This window comes from Acinetobacter halotolerans (genome assembly GCF_004208515.1).
Classification (GTDB): domain Bacteria; phylum Pseudomonadota; class Gammaproteobacteria; order Pseudomonadales; family Moraxellaceae; genus Acinetobacter; species Acinetobacter halotolerans.
Genome location: NZ_SGIM01000006.1, coordinates 182,025 through 195,639 on the forward strand (window position 1 = coordinate 182,025; position 13,615 = coordinate 195,639).

Genomic DNA, 13,615 nt, shown 5'->3' on the forward strand with positions numbered 1-13,615 from the left:
TTCCATTAAAGAGGGAGTTAGGTTGGGATTCAACAGATCAGGTTTTAGGGGGACGTAATATCTCGTGCCAATAGCCAGCAAGATGTCGAGCCTGATAATCCGTATTTTTATGCGTAGGAGGCTCTAAAAGTGGTGAAGAGAATATTATGGGTGTCTGTTGATCTAAGGCAAAGTTAACGGTTTGGCAATGTAAAGGGCTATTACAGTCCTGACAATGCTGATGGTCTCCTTGCATTTTTTGTGTATGACATTTTTCTAATAAGAAGGTCGAAGCATCCGCATGCGACATCTGCAGATGATGATCTGCCATGTGTTGTTCATGGCATGGTATTGTTTGAACTGTTGTATCAGATTGAATCGATGGAACTGCAGCAGCAACCACACCACTTCCCCCAATGAAAAAAATCATCAGGAATACAAACCACAGTTGTTTGTATTGTTTGCGAAGTTGCACTGAATGTCCTTGGTTTCAATGATGAAAGCTGCTCGATATGTTTAGCATAATTTCTTTCATTGATTTGCACAATCATCTTCATGTTCAAATTGTAATAACTTAATCGTGGTTAGATTAAAGCTGCTGTTTAATCACACAATTGTGCCCAAAGAACCGTATGAATAAAAATAAAGCAAAATAAACATCTTAGCGCACAAAAAAAGGACAAAAAATTGTCCTTTTTTCATCATTTTGCTGTGAATATAAACAGTTGAAATCATTTTGTTTATTTTAACAACATGTTATCCCCTTGCTTATCAACACGGTTATCCACCTAGTTATAAACAAAGTTATCCACACCCTGTGTTAAAAAAATACTACACTTCTTTCGCACCAACTCTAGCTAACTCTGCACGCATTTGATCAATCACGGCTTTATAGTCTGGTTGACCAAAAATTGCTGAGCCCGCCACAAACATATCTGCACCTGCTTCTGCGATTTCTCGGATATTGGCTGGACCTACACCACCATCAACTTCTAAACGAATATCACGACCACTCGCATCAATGATTTTTCGCGCTTGGCATAGCTTCTCTAACGTCGTTGGGATGAACTTTTGTCCGCCAAAACCAGGGTTAACACTCATTAATAAAATTTGATCAACTTTATCTAATACATAATCTAAATAATGTAACGGCGTTGCAGGATTAAACACCAACCCAGCTTTTGCACCACCTGCTTTAATCAGTTGCAAAGAACGGTCAATATGATGGGATGCTTCAGGATGAAAGGTTATAATGTCTGCGCCTGCATCAAGGAAATCACCAATCATACGATCGACAGGTGATACCATCAAATGCACGTCAATCGGAGCTTGAATACCGTAATTTTTTAATGCCTTACAAATATGTGCACCAAAAGTCAGATTCGGTACGTAATGATTATCCATCACATCAAAATGCACAACGTCGGCACCTGCAGCTAGAACTTTTTCTACTTCCTCGCCTAAACGAGCAAAATCAGCAGATAAAATCGAAGGAGCAATTAAATAAGGCTTGGACATGGATGACCTGGCAAAATCAGAGAAAATGATGAGTGAAGTATAACAAATTTACCGCAACTCCGTCTGTTACAAAGTCATCCAAACAGCATTGCAAAGTTGCAACAGCACGTTGCAGGAATACTGTTTTCAAACAAAATTGAATTTGCTAAGTTGGAAATCAAGTCACAGCAAGATCTAGAGAAATGAATAGCACTACACAACTCACAACGACCGAAGGAAAACGTATTAGCAAACGTTTAGTAAATCATTGGAAACACAAGTTTGAAGTTTCTGAAACCGAAACGCATTCTAAAATCTTTATGCCTACGGCAACTGTCACCTTGACACCCCAAGAACAATATTTAGATGTTCTTATTGAAAATCAACAAGATGATGTCGCACGTTTAGAGGAAGTGGTGATTGATCATTTAAATCGTATGGCACAGCAAGAATTTACTGCTGAATGGCAGCATAGTTAAAAGAAGCTCCAATGGAGCTTCTTCTACATATCACCTACTTTTTCGAGTTGAATGGCATGAAACTGTAAGTGATCGTCCATAAAACTTTGAATAAAGTAATAACCGTGATCATAGCCTTTGTGCAAACGCAAGGTAATCGGTTGGCTGGCATCTAAACACGCTTGCTTGAACGCTTCAGGATTGAGCTGGCTATAAAACTGGTCATCCATGCCTTGATCAATTAATATCTCCTCAAACATTTGTCCCTTTTGCTGAACCAAAGCACTTGCATCATGGGCCAGCCAAGTTTGTCGATCATCACCCAAATATTGGCTAAACGCCTTTTCTCCCCAAGGACAAATACTTGGCGCACAAATTGGGGCGAATGCAGAAACAGATCTAAATTGTTCTGGATATTTAAAAGCTAAGGTCAATGCGCCATGACCACCCATTGAATGCCCGAAAATTCCGACTTGATTTTCAATAATCGGGAACTCATGCAACACCTGTGCATACAGCTCATCAACCAAATAAGACTCCATTTGATAGTGCTCTGCCCAAGGCTGTTGCGTCGCATTCAGATAAAATCCTGCGCCCTGCCCGATATCCCAATGATCACCTTGTGCAACCTCATCACCTCGTGGTGAAGTGTCAGGTGTGATCAAAATCAAACTCAGTCGAGCTGCCATACGCTGTGCATGGGCTTTAATCGCAAAAGTTTCTTCCGTACAAGTCAAACCTGCAAGATAAAACAAAGCTGAACAGGCTTTACCCTCTAAAGCCGCAGGTGGCAGATAAACCCCAACTTTACTTGCACCTTTTAGATGTTGAGATTCAACTTGATAAACACGTTGCTCACCCTCAAAACAGCGATTTTTTTGTAGTAGCTTCATGTTCATTATCCTGTGTTTTTGTAATATCAGTTGTAGGCATATTCTGGATTGGGAATAAATAAGGTTCTAATTGCGGCAGCATGAGTTCCATATTACGTCCAATCGACCATTGTGGCTCAGAAGGTTCCACCCCTTGTGCAACTTCCCATTTGGTGACAGTTTGCTTAGCTTGATCAAAAGCCATTTTCATCGAATTTTGTTCGCGCATCGCCAAATCAAAAAAAGCGCGACCAAAATAAGTATAGTCTGCTTCACTGTTACAACCAAAAGAAGTCTTGTCTGCCGCTGAGGCGGTAATAATTAAAGTATCTGGCGATTGCAGTGCAGGAATAAAACTACCTGAATAACATGCTGAAATCACAATTACGCGCCAGCGGATTCCTGATTTATCGAGCGTTTCACGTAACCATTTCGGATCAACCTGACCCAAATCTAAAGGTGCATTTTCAAGCTCAAAATGATTACGCTCACCATGCGATGTCATGTATAGAAACAATACATCACTATCACGATTCATTTGCTGGCCGATACGACGTAAAGTCAATTCAATACTGGTTTTAGATGCAATCGGTATATCGAGCCGTGTTGCTGGATTATTAACCAGCATGATAGAACGCCCAAAAGTGCCAAAGCGTGTATCAAATTGCTCTTTTATTCGTTCAATTTCAGACCTAAAGACATCGGCATAACTGTCTCCAGCCACGCCAAAAAAATACCAATGGCTGGTTGCAATATCACTATATTGAATTTGGTCTAAAGCATTATTCAACAAATGGCTTTGCGCGTAAAAAGCATCTTCAGCAAAACTTGCAGGCGTTTCCTCTACCTTCCAAATCGGTTGATCTTTTACGGATAACTGCCAGACCACCAACGTTGCAATGGTTGCCACGAAAACCAAACTACGTTCCCACCACGGCCAGTTCAACGCACGAGAAAAAACCCAAATCACAGCCAAACTTTGCCAAACAAAAAGTCCAGCAAACAATGGCGGCAGTAAACCGTTATAAATACTGTCGGGAATAAAATTAAGATAACCATTTGAACCAAGATATTGGACCAAACATTGTAAAAGTAGAATATTGGTATCAAGAACTAACCACAGCAATGCGGGGACTAACATCAAGCGCGGTTGATTCATCCGCTGTGATAAGAAAATCCCAACAATCAGGGCAATAAAAGGCCAAAGTGCATAACCAATCAACCCCTGTGAGTTAAAATCTCCAACTTGACCAGCAACCAACCAACTATAAAGTGAGTTTGTGCACGCACCCAAAATCCCCCACAAAATCAATTGTGCAATAGAGGGATGAACCACTTGCAATGATCGACGCGACCCAAGAAACAACCACATTCCAGCAATTTGGTTACTTTTAAAATCATGCCAGATATTTATAGATGGTTTGAGGTCTATCATAAAATTCTTCGGGAAAAAACTAAAAATATGCCAATCTTTTACAAAATAAATATCATTTAAAAAAAAGACGCGATGCGCAACGCTAGTGTAAGCTCGACAAGAATTTTTTAGCAATTATGCTTTCGCACTATATCACAAATCTTTACTGAGCATTGACCGAAGCCCCACAATCCGATGCGTATATTTTTAAAATTAATCTTTGGAAAAATAAGCATCAAAGCGACAAGCATCACCTAACCACTGATGATCAGGAACTTGTTCAGCGAGAAAAATAGCATGTCGTGGACGCTTCACAATCACTCGTTTTGCGATTTGCTTTGCCAAAGCAAGCAGTTGATCACCTAAGTCCATTTCGCCATGCTCAGGTAATAACAAGTGTAGTAATTGCATCTGTTTTTTGACTTGTGCTTGTTTTTTTATGGCTTGTTGATTTTGATCCCGCTGAGGAAACATGGGATCTAAATACACCACATCAACCGACTGACCTTGCTGTTGAAGCTGCTGTAAGTACATCTCTGAATCAGCAAAGATCAAGTGTATCCGCGACATCGTCGACTGTAAAAATGGATCTTGTTGTGCTTGAACTTTGGCATCTTCTAGTAAGCTAAATAGAATCGGATTACGTTCGATTAAATGCACTTCAGCGCCTAAATGCGCCATCAACAAACTATCGTGTCCCAAACCTGCTGTTGCGTCCACCAAATGAGGCTTTTCAGCCAATTGGCATGCACGAGCTAGCATTTCTGACTTTAGACTGGCACGCTTTAAGCGAGGAACTTCTGCACGCCAGTCAGGCTGCATTTTCATCCCATTTGCACATAACCACAACCCCGATGCATCAACGCACAAGGCAAGTTCAGGATTTAGACGCAAAAACCGAGCATTTAATTGCTCGATCTGACAAAGCTCAACCCCCACCCCACGTAAAGAAAGCACAGTTTGATAGTGCTGTGCTTTCTCGACTTCAGAGTTTTCAAAAAATAAGCGAAACTCGCCTACCATAATTTCCAACCAGTAAAGAAAAGTAATAAAATGAGTAAACCTGAAGCAATCCGATACCAAGCAAAAACCATAAAATCACGTTTAGCGACATAAGCAACTAAAGCACGAATCAATAGTAAAGCAGAGATAAAAGAAACAACCAAGCCGACAGCAAGTACTGTCCAATCTTCAAAACCATCAAACACATGATAACTTTGATACAAGTCTAATAAGCCTGCACCAATAATTACAGGGATACCGAGAAAAAATGAAAATTCGGTTGCTGCTTTACGTGATACACCTAAATACATTGCACCAATAATCGTCGCACCTGAACGAGAGGTTCCAGGAATCAAAGCCAACACTTGAATTAAACCAATCCAGACAGATTGTTTAAAGGTGATATTTTCCACTTCAACCGCATTAATTTGCGGTGGATTTTTCTCTACCCAAATAATGATTAATCCGCCAATAATCAAGCCTAAAGCGACAACAAGATCATTAAAGAGCACATCTTTAATCACTTGTCCAAAGGTTAAACCTACCAAGACAATCGGGATCGAAGCAAAAATGAGACTAAAACCCAAACGGCGTCCTTTTTCTTCACCTGTTACCATACCCGTTGCAGCATTCCACAACCGTGACCAATATTCATAGATCACGGCAGCAATTGCACCGATCTGAATCATCACAACAAAAACAGCACTTTTTTCGGGTGTCCAAAAGTCCATTAATTCCGATGCTAAAATCAAGTGACCTGTACTTGAAATCGGTAAGAACTCGGTAATACCTTCAACAATACCCATGATCGCTGCTTTAAGCAGCAGTAACAAATCCATACCTAACCCGCTTTACCTTGTTCTGGAATTTTTTTCCATGCATCATCACGCAAATAAACTGGCAATGCATATGCTGCATCGACCCATTTTTGTTCTGCTGCATAAACCGTCGCAATACTTGCAATATCTTGTGCTGTTGCCACAACAGTTTGTGACGACTGTATTTGTTCTGATTGGATCAACGCTGAGCCTGAGCCGACTGCAATATATTTGCAATAGGTTGATGCTTGCTCATAACCCAATAACTTTTCATCATCGATCGCCTGCATGACACCCTGCTCATCCAAGCTAAAGTTTGCAATATAGACTTCTTGCATACGTGCATCTAATACAGCAGTCACTTGTGTTAGCCCAAGCAGACGATATGCCGCTTGTGCTAAAGCTTGTAAGCTAGAAACAGGAATGACAGGCAAATCATGCGACCATGCCAATGCTTGCGCAACCGCGGCATTTATCCGCACACCACTAAATGAACCTGGGCCCCGACTAAATGCAATTGCGGTTAAATCTTTAAGTTGATTTTGTGTTTGTAATAAAGCTTGTTCAATTAAAGGTAAAATCGTTTGTGTTTGTGCTTTTGCACGCCCATCTAATTGAAAATAGAGCTCTTGAGTCGCATCAATTAATGATACGGAACACTGCTCATTGGCAGTTTCCAATGCAAGCAACTTCATGCAAAAACCTTAAGCGAAGTATGATGAAAAACGAGCGATATCATACCCCACTCCATTCTGATATTCGAGTTGTTCTCTATTTTGATACAAAAAAGCCAAACTTCTGTTTGGCACATTTTATTTTTGGATTAAGACGCTCTTAAAAATGAAACTCATCTAAAACCAAAAAATTCTTATAATGCTCCGCATAATGCATAGCACTCCAACGCAAACGTTCAACATCCTGCTCATCAATCGTCTTTACAACTTTACCTGGCGAACCCATCACTACTGAATTATCAGGAATCACTTTACCTTCAGGGATCAATGCATTCGCACCAATAATACAATTTTTACCAATTACCGCGCGATTCAGAATCACAGCATTCATCCCAATCAAGGAATTATCACCAATGCTGCAACCATGTAACATCGCCTTATGACCCACGGTGACATATTCACCAATATTAAGTTCAATCCCAGCATCCGTATGTACCACAGCATTTTCCTGAATATTGGAAAAATTACCAATACGAATAACACAGTTATCTGCGCGAACCACAGCACCGAACCAGATACTCACTTGGCGACCGAACTCTACTTGACCAATGACGGTCGCGGTTGGAGCAACCCAACCATCCCAAGGTTCATGTAATGCTTTCGGACTCAATCCTTGATACGTATACATCATAAGAATACTTCTTTAAAAAATTAAAACTTAGACAGACCAAAATTAGGTGGATTGACCAAAAAAGGCCAATTTTTTTGATACCCCAAACCATACTGGAACAAAGAAACCAACATTCTTGCCGTTAAGCCCCATACCACCTCACTTTCAACCTGCATACTCGGAAAATACAGAGATTGGCGAGCTAAACGGACTTCATAAGGCAAAGGTGGAGCATCGATCAGCGCTTGAAGCTCAGCAAAAAAGATGCGATCAATTTCAGAAGGCTGTGCAATTAAGTCGACTTGCGCTGGGATCAATCCCACGATCGGCTTAACCAATAGACCACTACGCGCACGTTGGATCGGCAAATCACCTAGAAGCTTCACATCAAAGGGATTTAACGCTGTTTCTTCTTGAGCTTCACGTAAAGCAACCACGATATTACTGGTATCACTCGGATCACGTTTCCCACCAGGAAATGAAACCTCCCCCGCATGTTGTGATAAATGGATCGAACGACGTGTCAGCAAAACCTTAGGTTGAGCCTCTTGCGTAATCGCAATCAAAACAGCTGCATCGGCCTGTTGGATTCGTTTGGAAAAACGCAACCGTTGTTGTAAAAGTTGTATTAACGATGGTTCTTCCATATGACTCATCTCTTTTTCGCATTTTTCTTCATTATGCATCATAGCTGAAATTTGAACAGCAAATATAGAGAGGATGCGCAGTCATAAAAATTCAGTTATGCTGAGCTATCTCTATCGCTGATGATAATTATGAGCTTTTGCGTTGCGTGTGGGCATCAAACCGAACAAAAAATTCCACTAGGTGATCATAAATCACGACTTGTTTGTACCCATTGTGGTCACATTCACTATGAGAATCCTAAAGTGATTTGTGGTGCATTGGCCATTTGGGAGAATAAGGTTTTACTCTGTCGTCGTGCAATTGAACCACGCTACGGGTTATGGACATTACCTGCAGGCTATATGGAACTTTTTGAAACTATGGAACAAGGCGCGGCCAGAGAAACACGTGAAGAAGCTGAAGCTGAAGTTGAGATTGAACAACTTTACTGTACCTATAATATCCCACGTATTGGTCAAATCTATGTGCTATTTAAAGGAATATTAAAACAAGGTATGTTTGGTGCAGGTGAGGAAAGTTTAGAATGCCGATTATTTGAAGAACATGAGATCCCTTGGAACGAACTTGCCTTTCCCAGTGTAGAACAAACCTTAAGACACTATTTTGCTGATCGTAAAAGCGGTATCTTTCCCGCTCATTTAGAGACACTCGGCACGCGTTTAGACCATACCGGTTAAATTAAAAAGACCGCAAATCGCGGTCTTTTTTTGTCACTAAAACTTAGGACTTGATTTTAATAGATTTACATGCAGGTTTGTTTTGATCTGCGACTTTTATACTGACTACCCCAGTCCAACGTTTCGCTAATTCACGTTCCTCTGCTGTAGGGGCAACATATTTGTCTTTATCCTTATCTAGTCGATCGTACAATCCAACATATGCAGCTTGATAAAATGCATACTGGTTTGACCAAACAACAGTATTATTGGAAAAGTTAGTCAAGTTAATCCCATCTGCTTGCCCAACAAGTAAATTATGAAGGTTGATTTTAGCACCCGATACTGTACTAAAGTTTATTCCAAACATTACACCATCAATCGTTTCAAATTTAGGATTTGATAACAACATACGGACAGTAATTGATTTATCATTGATTGAGAATAATGTTGCACCCGTTGTACCAATACGGTATTGGGTTTCACCATATTGATCTGTATATGTACCATCTGGATTCGGCTCAGCTGTAGCACAGTTTCCAGACATATCCGTCGCAGTATAATCTTTGCGAATATCAGTACGGATATCACCAAACTCATCGATCATGATGCCTAAATCTACTGGTGGTAATTTTGCAGCCTCATCAAATCTAATCGTTAAAGTGGCATACAAAGGAAATATATATGATTGTCCTGACTCTACATTCAACTTAGTTCTAAAAATATCTTTTGAAAGAAAACTCGCTTGATTCACTTTTACGATATCAATAGCCCCCTTGAAGCTCTGATTTGAAGTCGTTTGTTGCCATTGGCCTAAATGAGATGTATCGACTTTGTCACTATCTTTCATCTTAACTAAACCGCGATAGAATCCTTCCGTTCCAGAAATCGTGCTCTGATTCATAAAACGCCCTTGCTTAATCGTTAAGTCATTAAGAGGATCTGCACTAGCACTGAAAGATAAAGGCTTATTTGTATTTAGAAAATATGTAAAAGGATTTAACCAATCATTTTGCGTCTTTAATTGTATTTTCTGCGGCTTAACTAAACTTGTTAAATAATATGGAGGAAGTACTCTATTATTGGTTATAGTAGCAGCACCCATCCATTGCTGACCATAACCCAGAATATATCCCTGACGGTCTGTTAATAGTAGAAAATTACCCATTGAATGTAATAAATTACTTACGCTAGCATCTACACATTTTGAATAATCAACATTACAACCAAAAAAACCATCTGGGGATGTTGTCGTTGAAGAACTGCTTCCACTACCAAGTTTAAAAACTGGCAAATCCGCAGTCCACACTGCTGTATTTGAAAGGTTTAACAACTGTTTTAATATTTCTAATGCTTCAGTATCAGAAATTGAGCTGACATCAATCCAAGGCTTTAAAATTCCAGCATATTGACCGCTAATCAATTCAGCGGCACCAATCGACCCACTAATATTAGCAAGTTGATTCTTCTTTTCCTGAGTTATTTCAGTTGGCTGAATATCACCTATAACATTGTCTCCATTCTCGGCACCCAAACTTTGGAATATCCTAATCAATGCCACCGCAACACTGATTGTGTCATCTGTCATATCCAACGTAGTAGGTGTTTTCCCAGTCAGTGCCATCGCCAAATCAATCACTCGGATACGTGCTAGAGTTGGCATTTTCAGCTTAGAAATATTGTCTAGATTAATGGCGCCTAAACTAATTTTGGGCGATTCCACACCTTGAATATAAAACGTTGCGGTATCACCTAATTTACAAGCACCTGTCACCGTATTACTGTCAAGTTTAGTGGCAAAATGATGCACTATGTCAGTACTACAATCAAAATTCAGCCCCGCGATTGGATAGTCTGTGGCAAACTGTAAGCAAGTGCTAGTATTTACATCACAACTTGTATTTGAGGTAACGCCTGTCGTACCTTTCGTTGGGTCTTCATTAATTTTGGCACTTTCTCCACCACATCCATTCAATAAAAGGGCTAATGCAGAAAGTGCAAATGGCAATACTATTCTTTTATTCATACATCATTCATCCTAAATTATAATTACTGTATAGCAGAGATTTTTATCTGTCCTTGATTTGAAAGTTCATGTTCTGCCACATCAACAGCAGAAGCCAACGGCGTCATCATGATATAGCGGGCATCTGAAGGAACTTTGATTACACCATGAATAGCTGCATGCTGTAAAAAAGTCGCGTTTGTCACACCGCTCTTGAAACCACTTACACCTTCTTTAATACAACCTTTTTCATCGAGAAAAACCACCAGAGGCCAATAATAAACAGGCTTATCATTACTTGTCGCATAAGAATCAATCTGCATATACTGAATAGAACCATCCATTTTGACTAAGTCATATTCAAACTTTTCTTTTATAGGCTTCCGAGGCCATACACCCACTTCCTTTAGAGGGGCCAATGTTTTAATTGATTTGGAGTAATCTTTTAAAAAACAACGATCATCTTCAAAGGCGAGAGACAAATCCTGCTCAGACAACCGTATATAACTGTCAGCTAAAACAATAGGTGCTGCGACTTCTACTGAACGATTTAAAAGCTTATCAAGTACTGATCGACTCACACCTTTTTTACGTTCTACCGTTTCTAAGCGACCACTACCATCTGGCATCATATAAAAACGTTTTTTCCCCTCCAAATTGAATTCTTGGTCTTCAAGATATTCATTATTCACATATTCAACGCCATCAATATTAGCAAAGGAACTTGCTGTTGATTGACGTTTAGGAGCTAAAGATGAGGGGGCAGCAGTATCTTTAACGATTGATGATTTCTGTTCTTTAACAACCTGCACTGGGTCTTTTTCTATTTTCTTCAGCTGAACAATAGGTTTATCCACTAACTGAGGATTCGCCTTAGTCACCACATGATTTTCAATTTGTATATCTTTCGTTGAGCTTTCACGAGAAGTGTGAGCCTCTACTGGCTTTATAGGTCGTAATTGCTGCGACATGATGTCTGAGTCCGTATTTAATTTAGGTTCAGATAATTGTGATCGCACAGACTTTGACTTATTTACCTGTTCAGGTTTCTTTTGAGGTAGGACACTCTCAACTTGTTTTTTGGGTGGTACGTCCTGTTTTACATTTTTCTTAGGCACAATCATTGGGCGACCATCTGGCCCAATAATCGTATAGAAACCATCTGCATAGCTAGTTGACCCATTTGCCAATACAACACCTAGCATGAGCATCGCAAACTTAGATCCTTGTTTCATTATCTTTTGCATTACCATCTTGTTCTATAATTAATACCAAGTAATGTAACCTTCGTATTTGTTTTAATATCTAGACCTGCATACGGGTTCAATAAAATATTATCAACCCCAGTCTTATTGGCTAAGCTACTGGTATTAGCTGGAATATCATCACGACTGCGTAAGAAACCAATCGATAAATCTAAGTCAGTATCTTGATCAAATCGATAACCTACACCCAAACCAAATAACTGTGCATTATTAATCGGGACCATGGTATTACGCTTATCATCAGGAATTGAACTGGTTCTAGGCTCGTATCCCATACGGAGTTTTAAACGATCGGTTGCTGAATATTCAAAACCAATTCCCCATCGCCATGCAGATTGAAATCGCAATGGCAATGATAACGATCGATCCGAAACATCAGCAGACAATAACTTGGCAACTTTCAATAAGGAGATCTGACGATCAAACTCAAACTTGAATTTATCCCATGCAGAGAAATCTGTCCAACCAACATCAAAATTCATTTGTAAGTCAGGGAATATTTTATATTTGATTCCTGCCTTAAAATGTTGCGGGTATTTGAAGTCCATTGCAACTAAACCAGATTCAATATCAGGAACATAGCCTGGAAGCCCCAAAATTGCTGCTAAAACCTGCCCCGTTGCTGAGGAATTAAGGCCAGCAACAAGTTCTTGCGGAGCAACCGCGTTATTAATCAGGTATTTACCTCGCAAACGCATTTTGGCTTCACTTTGATAGACCATACCAAAGCTAAAATCATCTGTTGGTTCCCACAAAATCCCTAAGTTATAACTTGGACTCAGTGATTGCTCCATAGAGACCTCAAGTGCCCCCATTTTGTTAAATGGATTCATCCCTTCTTTGGAATTACACATCCCAAAAAGTAATAAATCCGTAATAATATCGCCATTTCCTTTGAACGGAGCACAGACAACTTCATCGACCATCCGTAGTACCCCAATCATTTCATTGGGAAACCGCAAGTCTGTTTTCAATGCAATGGCTTGATAAGACATACCAATTGATGCACCAATCGCTAAGTGATCATTCACCTGATAACCAAATGATGGTGATAAATATGTAATACGCTCTAATGCAACTTGTTGCCCCATATAATTGCTTGGATTACCATCTTCTGCCCCAAAACCAGCGACCAAAGGGGCATAAATCGCTGTTGCATAGGTAACTTTAGAACCAGGTGGTTTATACGAAATACCAGCAGTCGGAGCTGCAATTGGCATATTAGGACCTAAATCCACGATTTTCTTCAAACCAGGAATATAAAGACTTGCATACTCTACATCCCCAGACACCGTTCCTTTAAAATCGGTACATATACGTGAGTCTATTTCTGGCCCATCATTACAAACGAGTGGGTCATCAGAATAGCCGAAGACATTGTAGCCAGCAGGTGCCGTATAATCTCGCTTAATTGAGAAATTAGCTAAAATCCCCTGTACATCAGTTTGTAAACCTTCCAACTTTGCAAGGGCAGCAGGGTTAAAATGCACGGCGCTAATGCCTGGTGGATCCGCAGTTACCGCATTCCCCAATGCAAGTGATCTTAAATCGACTGATAAATCTTGCCCTAACTGAGCATGTGTAATATTCGAAAGTCCCGCAATCAAAACGCCAATCGTCAAAGGACATAATTTAGGATATTTCACCATTACGTCTC

The 13,615-nt window shown here is 40.0% G+C and carries 14 protein-coding genes; 2 read left to right on the forward strand and 12 right to left on the reverse strand.

The annotated features are described in order from the left end of the window. Positions 1-37: 37 nt before the first annotated feature. Positions 38-454, reverse strand: a complete 417-nt coding sequence (locus EXE30_RS09240) for a hypothetical protein (RefSeq protein WP_130162124.1) — start codon at positions 452-454, stop codon at positions 38-40. Positions 455-810: 356 nt separating this feature from the next. Beyond that, a complete protein-coding gene (gene rpe / locus EXE30_RS09245; protein ID WP_130162125.1) occupies positions 811-1,497 on the reverse strand; it encodes a ribulose-phosphate 3-epimerase in 687 nt (228 codons plus the stop codon). A 182-nt stretch (positions 1,498-1,679) separates the two neighbouring features. Here rpe and EXE30_RS09250 point away from each other — a divergent pair, with 182 nt between their 5' ends. Continuing rightward, entirely contained in the window at positions 1,680-1,955 is a 276-nt protein-coding gene (locus EXE30_RS09250) for a DUF2218 domain-containing protein (RefSeq protein ID WP_130162126.1), read from the forward strand. Positions 1,956-1,978: 23 nt separating this feature from the next. Here the strand turns inward: EXE30_RS09250 and fghA are convergent, their stop codons facing one another. The 7 genes from fghA to EXE30_RS09285 all read right to left on the reverse strand — a co-directional run bounded on the left by fghA (position 1,979) and on the right by EXE30_RS09285 (position 8,040). Continuing rightward, positions 1,979-2,827: an S-formylglutathione hydrolase gene (gene fghA, locus EXE30_RS09255; RefSeq protein WP_130162127.1), complete on the reverse strand. Its 849-nt coding sequence runs from the start codon at positions 2,825-2,827 to the stop codon at positions 1,979-1,981. Then, positions 2,796-4,241 (reverse strand): C13 family peptidase, encoded by a 1,446-nt coding sequence (locus EXE30_RS09260; protein ID WP_130162128.1) that lies wholly within the window; start codon positions 4,239-4,241, stop codon positions 2,796-2,798. The genes fghA and EXE30_RS09260 overlap by 32 nt, the downstream gene beginning before the upstream one ends. 192 nt (positions 4,242-4,433) lie before the next feature. Then, the gene (locus EXE30_RS09265; protein WP_130162129.1) at positions 4,434-5,243 is read right to left on the reverse strand and encodes a class I SAM-dependent methyltransferase; all 810 of its coding nucleotides are present in this window, start codon (positions 5,241-5,243) and stop codon (positions 4,434-4,436) included. Then, on the reverse strand, positions 5,237-6,061 hold the full coding sequence (locus EXE30_RS09270; protein ID WP_130162130.1) for an undecaprenyl-diphosphate phosphatase: 825 nt from the start codon (positions 6,059-6,061) through the stop codon (positions 5,237-5,239). Before EXE30_RS09270 ends, EXE30_RS09265 begins: the two co-directional genes overlap by 7 nt. 2 nt (positions 6,062-6,063) lie before the next feature. After that, positions 6,064-6,735 carry a tRNA (adenosine(37)-N6)-threonylcarbamoyltransferase complex dimerization subunit type 1 TsaB gene (gene tsaB / locus EXE30_RS09275; RefSeq protein ID WP_130162131.1) on the reverse strand — a complete coding sequence of 224 codons (672 nt, stop codon included), beginning with the start codon at positions 6,733-6,735 and terminating at the stop codon, positions 6,064-6,066. A gap of 139 nt (positions 6,736-6,874) precedes the next feature. Next, positions 6,875-7,402, reverse strand: coding sequence for a gamma carbonic anhydrase family protein (locus EXE30_RS09280; protein WP_165382400.1), 528 nt, complete (start codon positions 7,400-7,402; stop codon positions 6,875-6,877). 23 nt (positions 7,403-7,425) lie between these two features. After that, a complete protein-coding gene (locus EXE30_RS09285) occupies positions 7,426-8,040 on the reverse strand; it encodes a CoA pyrophosphatase (RefSeq protein ID WP_165382396.1) in 615 nt (204 codons plus the stop codon). A gap of 120 nt (positions 8,041-8,160) precedes the next feature. Between EXE30_RS09285 and EXE30_RS09290 the strand changes: the two genes are divergently transcribed. After that, a complete protein-coding gene (locus EXE30_RS09290; RefSeq protein WP_130162134.1) occupies positions 8,161-8,709 on the forward strand; it encodes an NUDIX hydrolase in 549 nt (182 codons plus the stop codon). 43 nt (positions 8,710-8,752) lie between these two features. Here the strand turns inward: EXE30_RS09290 and filF are convergent, their stop codons facing one another. From filF to filD, 3 genes are read right to left on the reverse strand one after another with little or no spacing between them, the layout of a single operon-like run. Further along, entirely contained in the window at positions 8,753-10,714 is a 1,962-nt protein-coding gene (gene filF, locus EXE30_RS09295; RefSeq protein WP_130162135.1) for a putative pilus system protein FilF, read from the reverse strand. Positions 10,715-10,737: 23 nt separating this feature from the next. Then, positions 10,738-11,940, reverse strand: coding sequence for a putative pilus assembly protein FilE (filE, locus tag EXE30_RS09300; RefSeq protein WP_130162136.1), 1,203 nt, complete (start codon positions 11,938-11,940; stop codon positions 10,738-10,740). Beyond that, positions 11,940-13,604: a putative pilus system OmpP1/FadL family transporter FilD gene (gene filD / locus EXE30_RS09305; protein WP_171457354.1), complete on the reverse strand. Its 1,665-nt coding sequence runs from the start codon at positions 13,602-13,604 to the stop codon at positions 11,940-11,942. Before filD ends, filE begins: the two co-directional genes overlap by 1 nt. Between the last annotated feature and the right edge of the window lie 11 nt (positions 13,605-13,615).